Origin of the sequence: Streptosporangium sp. G11 (assembly GCF_051192615.1) — a bacterium.
In the GTDB taxonomy this organism is placed as follows: Bacteria; Actinomycetota; Actinomycetes; order Streptosporangiales; family Streptosporangiaceae; genus Streptosporangium.
The window spans coordinates 268,228-283,938 of record NZ_JBPJUQ010000001.1; the positions used below are offsets into that span (position 1 = coordinate 268,228).

The 15,711-nt window shown below is 71.3% G+C and carries 11 protein-coding genes; all 11 read right to left on the minus strand.

Annotated elements, in window-relative coordinates; all coding sequences use genetic code 11:
- Positions 1-30: 30 nt before the first annotated feature.
- The 11 genes from ACSDR0_RS01320 to ACSDR0_RS01370 all read right to left on the minus strand — a co-directional run bounded on the left by ACSDR0_RS01320 (position 31) and on the right by ACSDR0_RS01370 (position 15,686).
- A complete protein-coding gene (locus ACSDR0_RS01320; protein ID WP_435286826.1) occupies positions 31-2,079 on the minus strand; it encodes an anthranilate synthase family protein in 2,049 nt (682 codons plus the stop codon).
- Complete coding sequence (locus ACSDR0_RS01325) at positions 2,076-2,768, minus strand: isochorismatase family protein (RefSeq protein WP_435286827.1); 693 nt, start codon at positions 2,766-2,768, stop codon at positions 2,076-2,078. Before ACSDR0_RS01325 ends, ACSDR0_RS01320 begins: the two co-directional genes overlap by 4 nt.
- Positions 2,769-2,823: 55 nt before the next feature.
- Entirely contained in the window at positions 2,824-3,594 is a 771-nt protein-coding gene (locus tag ACSDR0_RS01330) for a 2,3-dihydro-2,3-dihydroxybenzoate dehydrogenase (RefSeq protein ID WP_435286828.1), read from the minus strand.
- A gap of 13 nt (positions 3,595-3,607) precedes the next feature.
- Positions 3,608-5,083 (minus strand): amidohydrolase family protein, encoded by a 1,476-nt coding sequence (locus ACSDR0_RS01335; RefSeq protein WP_435286829.1) that lies wholly within the window; start codon positions 5,081-5,083, stop codon positions 3,608-3,610.
- Complete coding sequence (locus ACSDR0_RS01340; RefSeq protein ID WP_435286830.1) at positions 5,080-5,361, minus strand: phosphopantetheine-binding protein; 282 nt, start codon at positions 5,359-5,361, stop codon at positions 5,080-5,082. Before ACSDR0_RS01340 ends, ACSDR0_RS01335 begins: the two co-directional genes overlap by 4 nt.
- 7 nt (positions 5,362-5,368) lie before the next feature.
- Positions 5,369-7,114, minus strand: a complete 1,746-nt coding sequence (locus ACSDR0_RS01345) for a (2,3-dihydroxybenzoyl)adenylate synthase (protein ID WP_435286831.1) — start codon at positions 7,112-7,114, stop codon at positions 5,369-5,371.
- Positions 7,115-8,338, minus strand: a complete 1,224-nt coding sequence (locus ACSDR0_RS01350; protein WP_435286832.1) for a ketoacyl-ACP synthase III family protein — start codon at positions 8,336-8,338, stop codon at positions 7,115-7,117.
- Complete coding sequence (locus ACSDR0_RS01355) at positions 8,335-9,681, minus strand: salicylate synthase (protein WP_435286833.1); 1,347 nt, start codon at positions 9,679-9,681, stop codon at positions 8,335-8,337. Before ACSDR0_RS01355 ends, ACSDR0_RS01350 begins: the two co-directional genes overlap by 4 nt.
- Before the next feature lie 612 nt (positions 9,682-10,293).
- Entirely contained in the window at positions 10,294-10,899 is a 606-nt protein-coding gene (locus tag ACSDR0_RS01360; RefSeq protein WP_435286834.1) for a response regulator transcription factor, read from the minus strand.
- A gap of 296 nt (positions 10,900-11,195) precedes the next feature.
- Positions 11,196-13,835 (minus strand): sensor histidine kinase, encoded by a 2,640-nt coding sequence (locus ACSDR0_RS01365; RefSeq protein WP_435286835.1) that lies wholly within the window; start codon positions 13,833-13,835, stop codon positions 11,196-11,198.
- 261 nt (positions 13,836-14,096) lie between these two features.
- The gene (locus ACSDR0_RS01370) at positions 14,097-15,686 is read right to left on the minus strand and encodes a SagB/ThcOx family dehydrogenase (RefSeq protein WP_435286836.1); all 1,590 of its coding nucleotides are present in this window, start codon (positions 15,684-15,686) and stop codon (positions 14,097-14,099) included.
- Between the last annotated feature and the right edge of the window lie 25 nt (positions 15,687-15,711).

Consider the following 15,711-nt stretch of genomic DNA (forward strand, 5'->3'; position numbering starts at 1 on the left):
GCCTTGCCGTCTCCGCCTCACCGGGAGACCTCACCGGGAGAACCCGGCCCCGGACAGGGCGGGATGTTCGGCGCGCATCAGCAAATCGTTGAGGACCTCGCCGAGGATCTCCACGCCGTTGCGGGTCAGCACCGACGCGGGGTGGAACTGCACCGAGACGAAGCCGGGTCCGCGCAGCGCGTGGACCTCGTCGCTCGACGTCTCCCTGAACACCTCGACCGTGCCCTCGCGCCCCCGGCAGGGGAACCGGTCGGCGGAACTGCGGGCGGCGAAGGTGTTGTAGAAGCCCACCAGCTCCGTCCGCCCCAAGAAATCGATCTTCCGCTGCACCCCCTGGTTGGGGAACGCGTTACGGCTGATCTCCAGCCCGAGCAACGTGCTGAGAACCTGGTGGCCGAGGCAGACCGACAGGAAGGGGATGCCCAGCTCCAGCAGGCGCCGCGTCACGTCCCTGAGATGGGCGATCTTGGGATCGGCGTGGTCCCTCGGGTCCCCCGGCCCCGGGCCGACGATGACCAGATCGTGCTCCTCCAGCCGGTAGTCCTCGTCGAACCGGCGCACGTCGACCTCGCATCCCAGCGCGGCGAGCTGGTGCCTGGCCATCGCGGTGAAGGTGTCCTCTGCGTCGATCACCAGCACCCTGCGGCCGACCAGCCTGGGCACGAGGTGTCTCCGGTTGTCCGGGCCCTCGAACCAGAACCCGGCCAGCGGCGCGTTCCGCTCGATCAGCGCCCGCCGTACCCGCGGGTCGGTGCCCATGTCCGCCACCGGGACGGGAGCGTCGGCGTCGCCCCCCGGCGCGTGGCGCAGCGCCTCCAGCAGCCCGGCCGCCTTCGTCCGGGTCTCCTCCGCCTCGGAGGCCGGGTCGGAGTCGCGGACCAGCGTGGCGCCGACGGCGATCCGCATCCGGCCCGACGCGTCGATGTCGGCGGTACGGATGACGATCGCGGAGTCCAGCGCCCGCCCGCCCGTCTCGTCCCGGCCGATCAGCGCGGCCATGCCCGCGTAGTAGTCCCGGCCCTCCGGCTCGTAGCGGCTGATCACCCGGCAGGCGCTCTCCAGCGGGCCGCCGGTGACCGTGGGCGCGAACATGGTCTCCCGCAGGATGTCCCGGACGTCCAGCGAGCTGCTCCCCTCGATCAGATACTCGGTGTGCGCCAGGCGCGCCATCTGCTTGAGGTACGGACCCACAGTGCGGCCACCGAGGTCGCACACCCGGCCCATCATCTTCAGTTCCTCGTCGAGCACCATGTAGAGCTCGTTCGCCTCCTTGCTGTCGGACAGGAAGCCGAGCACCCCGCACACCTCGGGGCCGTCCGCCGGATACCGGTACGTGCCGCTGATCGGATTCATCACCACGGTGCCCGCGTCGAGGCTGATGTGCCGCTCGGGCGAGGCGCCGACGAAGGTACGCCCGCCGGTGTGGATCACGAAGGTCCAGTGGCAACCGGGGTCCCTGCCGAGCAGCCGCCGGAAGAACGCGAGCGCCGTACGGGTCGACCAGTTGGTGATCTCAGCGGAGAACGACCGCTTGATGACGAAGTTCGCGCCCGTTCCCCGGCCGATCTCCTCGGAGAGCACCCGGCGCACGGTGGCCGCGTACTCCTCGTCGTCGGAGTCGAAGGCCCCCTCCCCCAGCTCGATCGGCCCGTCGGGGAGCCGGTCGAGGACCTCACTCATCGGCAGCACGGCCTGGTCGACGACGGTCATCGCGAGCAGCGGGGCCTCGTCGTCGGGGAACGCGTACCCGCGCTCGCCGATCTGGCGGTACGGCAGCAGCGCGAGCACCTCGTGCCGGGCGCCCGCGCCCCGGGGGTCGTCGTCGGGCGGCAGCGGGATGTCCGCGATGCGGCTCACCTCACCGGTCTCCCCGATCAGCAGGTCGAGCCGGTCCGCCCCGGTCGAACCGGGACGGTGCAGCAGGGCGAACGGGGGCGCGTCCGCGTCGAGGATCCGGTCGAGCAGGGCCGTCCCGGTCGTCGCCCCTGTCATCGCCCCTGTCGTCGTCCCGCTCGTCATTTCGCTCGTCCCGCTCGTCCCGCTAGCCGTCCCGACCGTCCCGGTCGTCATTCCGGTCATCGTCCCGCTCCTTCCAGCGCCGCCTCGTCCCGGACCACCCCGTCCGCGGCCGCCCCGTCCAGCATCGCCAGCGCGGCCCGGGTGGACAGCGTCACCGAGCATCTCGACGCCGCGTAGTCCAGCGCCTGCCGGTGGTACTCCCGCGAGAAGTCGGCCACCGCGTCCGCCACCACGAAGGTCTGGATGTCCTGGGAGAAGCCCTCGTGGGCGGTCATCAGGATTCCGACGTGGGCGTACACCCCGCAGATCACCAGCTGGTCGCGGCCCCGCTCGCGCAACAGGTCGAGCAGGCCGGTACGGCAGAACGCGCTGGGCCGCCACTTGGTGAACACGACGTCGGGACCGGCGGGGGCCACCCGCTCCAGGATCGTCCGGTGCTCCGGGTCGGCGCTCATCCCCGGGCCCCAGAAGTCCTTGAGCAGGCCGCGCTGCTCGTCGGTCATCCCGCCGGGCTGGGCGGTGTAGACGACCGGCGCGCCGAGCGCGGCGAAGCGTGCCCGCAGGGTCGCGACGTTGTCCACCAGGTCGGTCGTGGGAGCCTGCCCGCGCGGGAACGGGCTCAGGAAGTAGTTCTGCATGTCATGGACGAGCAGCACCGCGCGATCGGGATCGATCGTCCAGCGCGCGATGTTCTCTGGCAGCTCGTCCTCGGTCGGCATGGGATAGGAGTCGATCGCCGGGATCGCCATGGTGTGCCTCCGTTCTTCGTGAGGTGCCGGGCTCTCGGCCGGGCCGGGTTCGGTCTCAGTTGCCGAGGGCCGCGCCGCCGTCGACCGTGAGGTCCTGCAGGGTGATGTGCGCGGCGCGGTCGGAGAGCAGGAACATCACCGCGTCGGCGACGTCGGCGGGCCGTGCCAGCCGCCCCATCGGGATGCCGACCCGGAAGGTCTCCGGTGAGCCCTCGACGGAGACCCGCAGTGCGTCGTCTCCGGCCCACAGCGAGGTCAGCATCGGCGTGTCGGTGGAGCCGGGGGCGACCACGTTGCACCGGATCCCGTGCTCGGCGAGCTCCAGCCCCAGGCATTTGGTGAAGCTGCTCGCCGCGGCCTTGGAGGCCGCGTAGGCCGCCATGTTCCAGCGCGGGGTCCTGGCCGCGTTGGAGGCCAGCGTGACGATCGCCCCGGCCCTCCGGGGGATCATCCGGTTGGCCACCGCCCTGCTGACGTGGAACACGCCGGTCGCGTTGACCGCGAACGTGGTGTCCCAGTCGTCGTCGGTGAGCGAGACTCCCGCGCCGACGCGCAGCACCCCGGCGGCGTTGACCAGGTAGCCGATCGGTCCCAGCTCGCGTTCCGCCCGCTCCACCACGGTGTCCACCTCGGCGCTGGAGGCCACGTCCGCGACGAAGCCCCGGACGCGGTGCCCCGCCTCGGAGAGTTCCTTGACGAGCGGGTTCAGTGCCCCGGCGTTCGCGTCCACCGCCGCGACGGCGACGCCCTCGGCGGCCAGCGCCCGCACCACCGCCTCGCCGATACCGCCTGCCGCCCCGGTGACCAGGGCCGTTTCATCGCGCATCGGTCATACCTCCTCATCGGCGTGCCGCACGGGTCAGCGTGGCGACCAGATCGGGATCGATACCGAGGCAGCGGACCGAGAAGGTCCCGAGTGCCTCGATGTAGTCGGCTTCGAGTTCGTCCTCGTCGAAGCCGGTGGCCCTGCCGCCCTCCACCAGCGTCCGGCCCGCGACGATCACGGTGTCCACGTCCGTCGAGCCGCCGAGCGCGAGAAAGCTCTCCAGCGGGCGCGGGTTGAGCAGGTAGCGCCAGTCGTCGGCGGGGACCAGCAGCAGGTCCGCCTGCCTGCCCGCCTCTATGCTGCCGATCTCTCCGGCCCAGCCCAGCCCTCGGGCCGGGAGCCGGGTGGCCATCGCCAGCGCGTCGGTCGGCAGTACCTCGGTCGGGTCGGCGTACATCTCGTTGTAGAGCTGCCAGGTGACCCGCATGGCCTCGGCCATGCCGCCGATCGGCAGCGCGGCGCCGTCGGTGGACAGCGAGACGTCCAGCCCCGCGCGCCGGAACTCCGGCATCGCCCGGGTCTCGGTCAGCGAGGACTCCCCGGCCGGGCCGTACTTCGCCGGCGAGTGGCTGATGTGCGCGTTCGCCGCGACGAGCATCTTGCGCTCCTCGTCGTCGGCGAACGCGCAGTGCACCGCCATGAACCGGTCGGAGAGCAGGCCGAGCTCGGCGAACCGGCGTACCGGGGTCGTGCCGTAGTAGCTCCGCGTCACCTCCGCCTCGTTGCGCAGCGCGCCGACGTGTGTCGCGAACGGCACGTCGTACCGGGCGACGAGTTCGGCGAAACCGGCGCCGAGCTCGTCGGTCATGTTGACCCCGTAGACCGAGGTCGGCCTCGCCCGTACCAGCCCGCTCGTGTCTCCCGCGCAGTCGCGCAGCAGGTCCTCGATCCGCCGCAGCACCACGTCGGCGTCGCGGGTCCTGCGGAACCACGACTCGCCGGGGGCGCAGACCGCGTCGCTCGCCCAGGTGCTGACCACGCACCGCATGCCGAGGTGGCGGGCGGCCGAGGCCAGCGCCTCGGGCCGGTTGAACGAGCCCACGTCCCCGAGGGTGGTCGCGCCGGAGCGCAGCTGGGTCCACATCGAGTAGCGGGCGATGGCCTCGGCCTCGTCCGGGGTGAGCCGGTCGATCTGGTCGTGGAAGGAGTCGAAGACCACCGAGATCTGCTGGATGTCGCCGCCCAGCGCCATGAACGCGGGCTTGTCGTCGCGGTCGGAGGCGGGCCGCAGCGCCCCCTTGAAGGGGAGGCGCACGGCGAACAGGTCGTGCCAGTGCGCGTTGACGAAGCCGGGCAGGATCATCTTGCCCCGGGCGTCGATCGTGCGCAGGTTCTCGCGCCGCCGGGGCTCCAGGGCGGCCTCGACCTCCGCGGTGGTCCCGGCGGCGACGATCCGCCCGTCCTCGACGAGCACGGAGCCGTCGGGGACGACTCGCGCCCCGGCGTCGGCCGGGTAGAGGCAGCCGCCCCGGATCAGCAGCGCGCTCATCCGACGGCCTCCCCCGATTTCGCCTTCCGTGTCTCCCAGGCCGCGTGCAGATGCCGCTGCCAGGCGTCGACGGTCGGCTCGGCGGCGAGCTCGCCGAACTCCACGGCGACGCCCTGCCGGCGCCACCGGGTGACGAGCCGCATCATCTCCAGGGATCCCAGCCCGAGGAAGACGAGGTTGGTGTCGCCGGCGATCTCGCCGGGCTCGGTTCCGACGATCGTCGCGATGGTCCGCCGCAGGTCGTCGGCCGCGGGCGGTCGTGAGATGTCGCGTTCCATGTCTGGTTCACCTTTCCTGGCGTTCGGGGGTGGATTCCGCGGGTGCCCAGTGGCGGGACAGGGCCGGGTCCTTCGCCGCGGCGGCGAGCACCTTCTTGTCGATCTTGCCGAGCGGGGTCAGCGGGAAGTCGTCGACGAACTCCACGCGGTCGGGCAGCTTGAACTCGGCCAGCCCGCGCTCGTGCAGCGCCCGCTTCAGCTCGGCCGGCGCCGGTTCCTCGCCCCGGTGGACGATGAACGCGTAGGTCCGCTCGCCGAGGAACTCGTCGGGGACCGGCACGACCGCCGCCCTGGCGACCGACGGGTGGGTGAGCAGGTGGCCCTCCACCTCTCCGGCCGCGATCTTGTCTCCGCCGCGGATCACCACGTCCTTCAGCCGTCCCTCGATGACCAGGTTCCCCTCGGCGGTCAGCCGGGCCAGGTCACCGGTGCGGTAGAAGCCGTCCTCGGTGAAGGCCCGCCGGTTGTGCTCCTCGGCGCGGTAGTAGCCGCGCAGGGTGTACGGGCCACGGGTGAGCAGCTCGCCGGTGACGCCCGCGGGCACCTCGGCGTCCCGCTCGTCGACGATCCGCACCTCGTCGGCCGGTGAGACCGGCCGTCCCTGGGTGGCCACGACGGACTCGGGATCGTCGCCCTTCCTGGACATGGAGAGCAGTCCCTCGGCCATGCCGAACACCTGCTGGAGGCGGCAGCCCAGCTCGGGCTCGATCCGCGCGGCCAACTCCGGCTGGAGCCTGGCCCCGCCGATCTGCAGCACGCGCAGGCTGGACAGGTCCGCCTCGCCCCACTCCGCCTCCTCCAGCCAGAGCTGCGCCACGGTGGGGACGACCGAGGTGATGGTGACCCGCTCCCGCTCGATCGCGCGAAAGCAGTCCTCCGCGACCGGGTTCTCGGCGAGCACGACCGTGCCGCCGGAGCCGAGCGTGCCGACGACCCCGGGGCAGCCCCAGGTGAAGTTGAACTCCACCGGCAGCGCCGCCAGGTAGACGTCGTCCGCGCCGAGCTCGCAGAGCTCCGCCACCGCCCCGGTCTGGTACGCGTAGTCGTCGTGCGTGCGCGGGATCAGCTTGGGCAGCGCGGTGGTCCCGCCGGAGAGCAGGAAGAACGCCACGTCCGACGGGTCGCTCCCGGGCAGCGGGACCGGGTCCGCGGCCAGGTCCGGGCTCGCGTCCGGGTCCGCGGCCAGGTCCGAGCTCGCGTCCGGGTCCGGGCTCGCGGCCGGATTCGCTTCCACCCGCGCGAGCGGGATCACCGTCTCGTCGGCCGTGCCGCTCACGTCACCCAGTACGAAGATCCGGCGCAGGCTCGGCACCTCGTCGCGCATCCGCAGGGCGAGCGCGGTGTGGTCGAACCCGCGATAGACACCGGGGACGACATATCCGGACGCACCGGACAGCTCGCACAGGTGCCTGATCTCGTTGGCCCGGTGCGACGCCAGGGAGAACACCGGCTTGGCGCCCACCCTGAAGAGCGCGAAGGCCACGATGACGAACTCGGGGACGTTGGGCAGCTGCAGGACGATCCGGTCGCCGGGCTCGACCCCGAGCCGGTGGAAGCCCGCCGCCATCCGGTCGACCCGGTTCTCCAGGTCCCGGTAGGACAGCCGCAGCTCCCCGCTGACCAGTGCCGTACCGTCTCCGAACGCGTGAGCCCAGCTCCGCGGGAGGTCGCCGAGGCGCTCCCCGCGCCAGAGTCCCTCGCGCCGGTAACGGGCGGCGAACTCCTCGGGCCACGGTGTGCATCCGTCAAGCATCTACCGGCCTCCGTTCTCCGGCTCGCGGTTCCCGGGCTCGTGCTTCTCGTTCTGGGGGGCGTGACTCCGAGGCCCGTGGTCGTCGGTCCGGGAGTCGTGGTTCCCGGGCTCGTGGTTCTCGGGCTCGTGATTCTCAGACTCGTGGTTCTCGGGCTCGTGGTTCCCGGGCTCGTCGTTCTCGGGCTCGTGGTTCCCGGGCTCGTACGGGGCGACGATCTCCACGACCGTGCATCCGGCCTCCATACCGGGGGCACTGCCGATGAGCAGCACGTGGTCGCCGGTGACGACCTGCCCGCTCGTCCACAGGTGTTCCAGGCCGATGAACGGGTCGGCGGCGCCGGCGTGCCCGATCCTCCGGACGAAGTCCCACAGGCCCCGGTCCTCGTCGATCTCCAGAGGGTCGAGGAACATCGCCTCCAGGGAACCCCGCGCGAAGCCGGTGTGGCAGACGCGGGTGACCTTCTCCATGGAGATTCCGGCCTCCTCAAGCGTCTTCTCGGCCGCCTCGGCGACGCACTCGCCGAAGTGCCCCATCGGGGGCGCGACGCCCTCCGCCCACTGCCGTCGCCAGTAGTCGCTGCGCTCCTCGAAGTTCAGCGAGCGGCCGATCGTGATGCCGGGCGGGAAGAGCACCTCCCCGCCGCGGTGCAGCTCCTCCATCCCGGGGTTGGAGACCGTCCCGAAGGCCAGCACCCGGGCGAAGCCTCCGCGCCGCGACACGACCGCGGCGGCGCCGCCGTCCGCGAGCAGGAACATCCTGGAGGCCCGCCACCGGTCCACCAGCGGGGTGGAGAAGTTGTCCCCGGCGGTCAGCAGCACGGCGTCCCTGCCGCGGTCGGCGATCAGCCGGTGCGCGGCCATCTCAAGGCTCGCGATCATGCCGAGGCAGCCCTGCCGGACCTCCAGGGCGGTGATCGGCCGGTTCAGCGTCCTGCGCAGCACGTAGTGCGGCGCCGACCAGCCGTCCGGTCCCTGGTGATAGCTGTCGCTGTGCAGCAGCGCGCCGAAGTCGTCCGGCCCGTGGCCCGAGCGGCGCAGCGCCACCTCGGCCGCGCGGGCCGCCATCTCCGGTGCCGGCGTCTCCCCGGCCACCATCACGGACTCCATCCCGGAGGCCTCGCGGTCGGCCCGGTCGTACCAGGACTCCTGGACCGCGTGCTCGGTGGTCACCACGGGCGGCAGGTACGTGCCCACCCCCGCGAGGTAGATGTCGTCGACCCTCATCGCGCGCTCCCCCCGTCGGCGGGAACCAGGTAGCGCGCCACGCTGTCGAGCTTCTCGCAGGTCTCCTCGAACTCCCGCTCGGGAGTGGACTGCCCGACGATGCCCGCGCCGGCGCGCAGCCAGGTGCGGCCGTCCTGGCGGTAGGCGCTGCGCAGCACGAGCGCCGCGTCCATCTCGCCGGTGTGGTCGACGGTCAGCACGGCCCCGCTGTACAGGCCCCGCGACTCGGGCTCGTGCCTGCGGATCGTGGTGTACGCGGCCTCCTTCGGCACGCCGGACGCGGTCACCGCGGGGAAGACCGCGCCGAAGGCGTCCCACGCCCTGAAACCGGGGGCGAGCCTGCCGGACACCTGGGAGGCGAGGTGCTGGACGCTGCCGCGCTCGCGGATCGCCATGAACTCCGGCACCTCGACCGAGCCGGGCACGCACACGTCGACGAGCTCGTCGGTGCCGACCTTCACCGAGATCGCGTGCTCGTAGACCTCCTTGGCGGAGGCCAGGAGGTCGGCGCGCAGGCTCTCGTTCTCGACCAGGTCCGAGGTCAGCGCCCTGGTCCCGGCCAGCGGCTGGCTGACCACGCGGCCGTCCGCGGAGACCTTGACCACGATCTCCGGGCTGAACCCGGCCGTCTCCACGCCACCGAGGTTGAGCAGGAACGACCGAGCGGGGTTGTTGCCCCGGCGCCCGGCCAGGTAGGTGGCGATCAGGTCGATGTCCTCGTCGACGTCGACGACCCGCGACAGGATGACCTTGTGCAGGTCGCCCTGGTTGATCTCCTCGACCGCGAGCTTCACCGCAAGCCGGTAGGCCTCCCCGCCGAGTTCGCGCACGTCCAGCGGCTTCGGCGCTCCCTCGGAGGTCTCCGCCGGGCTGGAGATCGTCTCCAGCAGCGCGGTCAGCGTCTCCTGGTCGGCCGCGCGGAGGTGGGCGTTGCCGTCCTCGACGCGGACCTCGGCCTTCGGCACCACGAGGTGCAGCAGCCGGCCGTCGCCGACGTGGTCCAGCTTCCCGTCCTTGGCGTAGGAGAGCTCGAAGGCCGCCCAGCCGTAGGCGCGCCAGGCGGGGACCTTCACGGTGTCGAGCAGCCTGGCCACCTGGTGCAGGGGCCGGTCGCTCCAGGGCAGGACGACGTCGGGCTCGTTCTCCTGGCTCAGCCGGGCGCCGTCGCGGTCCAGCGTGACCTCGGCCCGCGCGCCGCCCGCGTAGGACCACTTGCCTCCGCTCTCATATACGACGTACGCCGCGTGCAGACCGGAGCCGGCGAGCCTGGCCGCGATCCGCGACGGCTCCTCGGAGAGCGGGACCTGCGTTTCGAAGTAGTGCAGCCACCTGTTGGAACTCATCTGCGGGCATCCTCTCCTGGCGGTTGGAACTGCGTGACGAACGACGGCTGACTCGCCTGTGGCGCGGGCGCGGCGGAAGCGGCGGGTGGTGTGACCAGCCGGTGGCCGGGCCGGGAGTCGCCGGCGCCACCTCTGCCGCCGCCGTGCGCGGGACAGGCCGTGGTCGTCACGTCGTTTCCTTTCGCGGTCCCGATTTACGGCCGATGCTTCCGGTTACCAGCAATTACGCTATGCCGGTAACAAAAGTGGGACAACGGGCCCGCGATAAGACATTCTTCTCGGGATGCGAAGCCGCAACGGCGGAGACGAAACGGAAGAGGCGCGAAGAAGAACACGAAAACCAGCCCGATACCGGGCCGGGGCGAAGAACGGCCGCAGGTCAGAGGAGCGGGAAAGGCGCCAGGTCGCCGCCGGCCTGATCCGTCCACCCATGACCGCGACCGCGATCGCCGGGGGCAAGACCCGGTCGGGCCCGGAGCCGGGTCCAAGGTCGCGGCCGGAGCCGGGGAGGGAGCCAGAGTCGGGGGCGGGGCCAGAGTCGGGGACGGGGGCGGGGCAGGGTCGGAGTCGGAGTCGGAGTCGGAGTCGGGAAACCGGGGAGATCTCGGCCGGTCAGATCCAGCCGGCCTCGGTGGCGATGCGGATGGCGTCCACCCGGTTCCTGGCGTTCAGCTTGGTGACTATCTTCGTGAGGTAGTTGCGCACGGTCCCGACGGACACGTGCATGACGGCCGCGATCTCCGGCGGCTCGGCGCCACCCGCGGCCAGCCTCAGGACCTGGACCTCACGCCCGGACAGCGGGTTCTCCCCGACGTCCCACGCGGTCAGCGCGAGCTGCGGGTCGACGATGCGACGCCCCGCGGCCACCTCCCGGACCGCCTGGGCGAGGCGTTCCGAGGGCGTGTCCTTGAGGAGGAAGCCCGAGACCGACACCGACAGGGCCCGGCGGAGCGTGCCGGGGCGTCCCAAACCGGTCAGGATCAGCGTCCGGCACGTGGGCAGCTTCGCGTGGAGCTCCTCCGCCGCGGAAAGACCGTCGAGTACGGGCAGGTCGACGTCGATGATCGCGACATCGGGGCGCGTCTCGAGCGCGGTGGGCACGATCTTGTCCCCGCTGCCCACCTGGGCCACCACCGTCAGGTCGGGCTCGATGTCGAGCAGAGCGGCCAGCGCCCCGCGCACCATCGGCACATCCTCGGCAATGAGGATCTTCAGCACAGCGGCGCTCCTGTCAGGACGTCGGCTCCAGGGCGCGAAACGACGACCGGGCGCGACAGGGTCTCTCGATCTCGCAGGCCGCTTCGTGATCGACCTCGCGGGCGGCTCAGCGATCGACCTTGCGAGCGGCTCCGCGAGGCGATTCCCCTCCGCATACGTCTCGCCACCGTTCGATCAAGCCGACTGGACCAACCGATCTTGACCCGAATAGTACCCAGTCAATTGCGTTTGGCAATGCCATGGAATTCTGACATTCGCTTACTCGGATTTGTCAGCCGGAAAACGATCCAGCCGAATCATACGCTATGGCCGTCCGTTCTCTCCGCGCCCCCGGATATACCTCCCGGCACGCCTTCCCGAGCGCCTCTCGACATGTTCCCCGGCGCGTTCCGTGATGTGTTCTCCGGCGCGTCCGCACGGGGAACGAGGGCCGTCCCCGGAGCGGTGACGACCAACCGGAACGCCTCGTCGACGACCCCGGCCGTCAGCCGCCCGCCGATGGCGCGCAGCCGTGCCGCCAGGTCGCCCAGCCCGGAGTCGTCACGGACGGCCGGAAGCGGGCCCGGCGGCACCCCGTCGTTGGCCATGCACAGCCGCAACCCGCCCTCGGTCAGGGCCACCTCGATCAGGCACCACCGCGCTTCGCTGTGCCGCAGCACATTCGTGGTCGCCTCCCGCAACACGATCGCGAGCACCGCGTCCAGTTCCCCGGGAACCACGTCCGCGGGAATCTCCACCCCGACGTCGATTCCCGCGGCGGCGAGCGTGGAGACCGACGAGTCCACCTCCGCGCTGAACGACATGTGCCGGTACCCGCCGGCCACCGCCCGGACGTTCGCGACCGCCCGCCGCGCGATCTCCAGCGCCTCCGCCACCTCGGCCTTCGCCCCCTCGGCGGAACTCGGCAGCAGCCGGTACGCCAGCTCGCTCTTGACGATCATCACCGACAGGTCGTACCCCAGCAGTTCGTGCAGATCCCGCGCCACCCGCAGCCGCTCCTGGGTCACCGCCATCCGCGCCAGTTCCCCCCGGGCCCGGTCCACCTGCGCCACCAGGTCCGACAGCGAGCTGATGCCGAAGACCACCAGCCCGGTCAGAAGCGTGGAGATCACCAGGTACGCGGTCCACTCCGCCGTGTCGTTTTGGAGGACGGACAGCAGCATCACCCCCGCGCCGACGGCCGCGTACAGCACCCACCGCCAGCGGCCCGCCAGCAGCAGCACCGTCCCCGCGAGGAAACCGCCCATCGACCCCCACGGGGCGCCGATCCACAGCAGTGGCAGGACCGTGGCGATCGTCTGCACCGCCAGGGTCGCCCTCCTGCGCCACCCCGGCCACGACCGGGGCTCCCCGAGGGAGTGGACGATCTGCACGCCGACCAGCACGGCGACACATGCGGCGAATCCGGCCAGCCCGAGCGGGCTCGGCCGCTCGGCCAGCACGTTGACCACGATGAGGACGCCGTACCCCGACAGCACCACCACGGCGATGAGGCGAGCCACCCGCAGGTGCCACGCCCGCGCCGCGCCCCTGCCCGGCGGACGATCACCCGGCTCATCCGGCTCACCCGGCGCGTCCGGTGCCGCGGGCTCGCCCTCCTGCGTTCTGGACATTCTGAGCATTTCGGGCATCCCGGCCACGTCAGGCGCTCCGGGCACCTCGGATTGCCCGGTCACCTCGGCGGACGCCCCGGGCGCGTCAAGCACGTCGAGCGCGTCAAGCACGCCGGGCTCCTCCGCGACCGGCGCCACCACCGGGGCCTCCGCGGTCAGCTGGAACCACTCACCGTCGACCGTGACCGACAACCCCCCGCCCGCGGCCTCCAGCCGGCCCGCGAGATTCCCCAGCCCCGTGCCGGTCCCGAACGAGTGCGTCCCCGGCTCCGGCTCGACCCCGTCGTTGCGGACCCGCAGCCGCGCCCAGCCCTCCTCCACCCCCGCCTCGATCTCGCAGCGCTGCGCCTTGCTGTGCCGCAGCACATTGGTGACCGCCTCCCGCAGCACGATCGCCAGCACCGTGTCCAGCGCCTCGGGCAGGCCCTCCCGCGAGACGACCACGCGCGCCCGCATCTGGGCGACCGACAGCATCGACCGCGCCGACTCCGCCTCCGCGGACAACGACATGGGAAGATACCCGCCCGCCACCACCCGCACCTCCGCCAGCGCGCGGCGGGCGACCGTCAGGACGTCCCGGAGTTCCCGGCGCGCCCGGTCGGCCGCCCCCGGCAGCAGCCGGTACGCCAGCTCGCTCTTCAAGGTCATCGCCGACACGTTGTAGCCCAGCAGGTCGTGCAGGTCCCGCGCCACCCGCAGCCGCTCCCGCGCCACCGCCATCCGCGCGAACTCCCCCCGCGCCGCGTAGACCACCCTCACCAGCGACGCCAGCGAGCTGACCCCGTACACCATCAACCCGGTCAGCAAGGTGAAGTACACGCTGTAGACGGCGTCCAGCTCCGTCAGGTTCCCTCCGCGGAGCGCGAGCAGCACGCCGACACCGGCGGCGACGGCCGCGTACAGCACCCACCGCCAACGGCCCGCCACCAGCAACACGGACCCGGCGAGAAATCCCGCGATGGACCCCGCCTGCGGACCGGCCCACGCGAAAGGCAGGAAAGTGACAATGGCCTGTATCGACAGCGTGAGAACCCGAAGCGGTGCGGGCCAGCTCAGGGCGTCCCGCGTCGAATGCGCGAGTTGCAGGAAAAGCACGACGAACAGGCAGATGGCGAAACCCAGCAGTTCGGGTTTCGGCAGACCGCTTCCCCACACGAACATCAGTGCGTTGAACACGTAGCCGTACAGAACGGCGACAATGATCGCGCGTGCCATCCTGGGGGCCGCGAAACCGCCCTCCCCGTGACGTTCCTTCCCGCGCGATCCGGGTAACGACCTGGCGAATCCACGCCAGCGCTGCGGCGGGCCGGCGTCAACCGTCATCGACCGTCTCCTTCAAAGCCCGACCGGTTACCCTTACCTGCCGGCCCGAGGCCCTGAAGTAATCTACTTCAGGTAAATAATCTTAGATAGGTCTGTTTGCGTAGCTCTGCGTGAATCAACGGCTGCTCTCAGCCGAAAACCGCGCGTCATAGCCGTACGGCATGATTCACGCGCGTCCCGCGGGACGCGGCGCGTTCACCCGGCTCTCGCCGCGCGCATCCTCACGCATCCGTGAAACTCCGGAAAAGACGAACTCGCGGATTACGGGAGTGCCGCCCTCGCTCGAACAACCCACTCGGCGTCATTCACCGCGTACCGCCTGGAAAAGCGACTCGGCTCCGGACCGGGACGGTGGCCGACGACGAACCCGCCGACACTCGACTCGACACGCCAGTCGAGGCCGAAGACGCGTCCCGTCGTCTCGATGTCGCCGCTGTCCAGCCCGCACGCCGCCAGCCCCATGGCCGTGCCGACCAGAGAGAGCGTCTGCGTCAGCGCCCCGACGTTTTTGAGCACCATCGAATGGCTCAGCCCGTTGTACTTCCTCGACAGCCTGCGGAACCGCGCGGTGATGGTCAGCAGGACGGGCGGCGTCGTGTCCAGGTTCGCCGCCACCTTGCCCGCCTCCAGCAGCTCGTCCACGTCCGCCGGGTCGGACTCGATCGGCTCCAGCCTGTGCCGCAGGGGGTCGTAGTGGTAGACGCCCCGGGGGACGTCGGCACACCTGTCCACCGTGGCGTAGAGCTCCAGCTCGTAGGAGTTCCCGCTGCTCGGATAGGGACGATCGCTTGTCGAGGTCGTCGAGGTCTCGTCCGGGGAGCCGACCAGGGACCGGACCCGGACCGTCCTGTACAGAAGCTCCCCCAGCTCGCCGGCCGTCAGCCGCCTCTCACCGTAGTGCCGGGTGTGCCGGTTCGCCTCGACGGCCGCGGTCAGCGGCGGGTCGGCCGCGAGCAGCTCGTCCCACTTCGGCCGGGGCAGCACGACGGGAGCCCGCCCCGGCCCCGGATCGGCGGGAGCCCCCGCCGACCCCTGATCGGCGTGAGCCCGTACTGGCTCCTGATCGGCGGGAACCCGCGCGGGCCCCGGCTTCACGACGGGCTCGACGCCCCAGCGGTCTCCCATCGGGTACGTCGCCCCGAAGTCGTGGTCGTGCCTGCCGAGGGTGGAGCGGGTGTGGAACATGAGATCGACGGGAGTCCAGGTGACGAGGGCGGGGTCGACGTCCTCCTCGAACACCATCGGCTGGAAGGGATCCTCCTCCACGGCCTGCGCGACCATCCCCGCCGCCATCAGATAGACGATCACGGGCTGGGACTCCCGCGTGATCGCCGACGGGGCGACCGGGCGGATCAGCGCCCCGACGGCGGCCATGGCCTCGGGGCGGTGCAGGATGACCCGGTGCAGCGACAGCGGCGACTCGACGTGGTAGTTGTTCCCGTCGGTCCTGATCAGCGCGAACCTGGACAGGCGGACCGGGTGGAGCAGGGGGGCCGCCGGCAGCCGGAACCTGGCCCGCTGGGTGAGCGGGATCACCGACATCAGCGGCTGCTCGGGGTCGAAGCCGAAGGAGCGCACCACGAGGTGCTGGAGGCCGTCGAGGATCGCGTCGAGCTCCCGCCGTTCGGCGTCCTCGCGGATGACGTTGCCGAGCGAGATGGGGCCCAGGCTCATCCGGCGCATCGCCTCCAGCACGGTGAGGCCCGGGGACGGCAGGATCACGTCCTCCCAGCGGCTGTGCACCACCACGGTTCCGCTGTGCGGTTCCGGTTCGATGTACACGTCCTCGCGGAACGACCACTGGGGAAATATCGGGAGCGGACCGGCGTCGCCGCCTTGGCCACCGACCATCCTGTGACTCCTGATCCGTGTCGGG

Bases quoted from the DNA above. Each gene is read 5' to 3' on its own strand.
- ACSDR0_RS01320 (WP_435286826.1), bottom strand. From the start codon at position 2,079: ATGACCGGAATGACGACCGGGACGGTCGGGACGGCTAGCGGGACGAGC.
- ACSDR0_RS01325 (WP_435286827.1), bottom strand. From the start codon at position 2,768: ATGGCGATCCCGGCGATCGACTCCTATCCCATGCCGACCGAGGACGAG.
- ACSDR0_RS01330 (WP_435286828.1), bottom strand. From the start codon at position 3,594: ATGCGCGATGAAACGGCCCTGGTCACCGGGGCGGCAGGCGGTATCGGC.
- ACSDR0_RS01335 (WP_435286829.1), bottom strand. From the start codon at position 5,083: ATGAGCGCGCTGCTGATCCGGGGCGGCTGCCTCTACCCGGCCGACGCC.
- ACSDR0_RS01340 (WP_435286830.1), bottom strand. From the start codon at position 5,361: ATGGAACGCGACATCTCACGACCGCCCGCGGCCGACGACCTGCGGCGG.
- ACSDR0_RS01345 (WP_435286831.1), bottom strand. From the start codon at position 7,114: ATGCTTGACGGATGCACACCGTGGCCCGAGGAGTTCGCCGCCCGTTAC.
- ACSDR0_RS01350 (WP_435286832.1), bottom strand. From the start codon at position 8,338: ATGAGGGTCGACGACATCTACCTCGCGGGGGTGGGCACGTACCTGCCG.
- ACSDR0_RS01355 (WP_435286833.1), bottom strand. From the start codon at position 9,681: ATGAGTTCCAACAGGTGGCTGCACTACTTCGAAACGCAGGTCCCGCTC.
- ACSDR0_RS01365 (WP_435286835.1), bottom strand. From the start codon at position 13,835: ATGACGGTTGACGCCGGCCCGCCGCAGCGCTGGCGTGGATTCGCCAGG.
- ACSDR0_RS01370 (WP_435286836.1), bottom strand. From the start codon at position 15,686: ATGGTCGGTGGCCAAGGCGGCGACGCCGGTCCGCTCCCGATATTTCCC.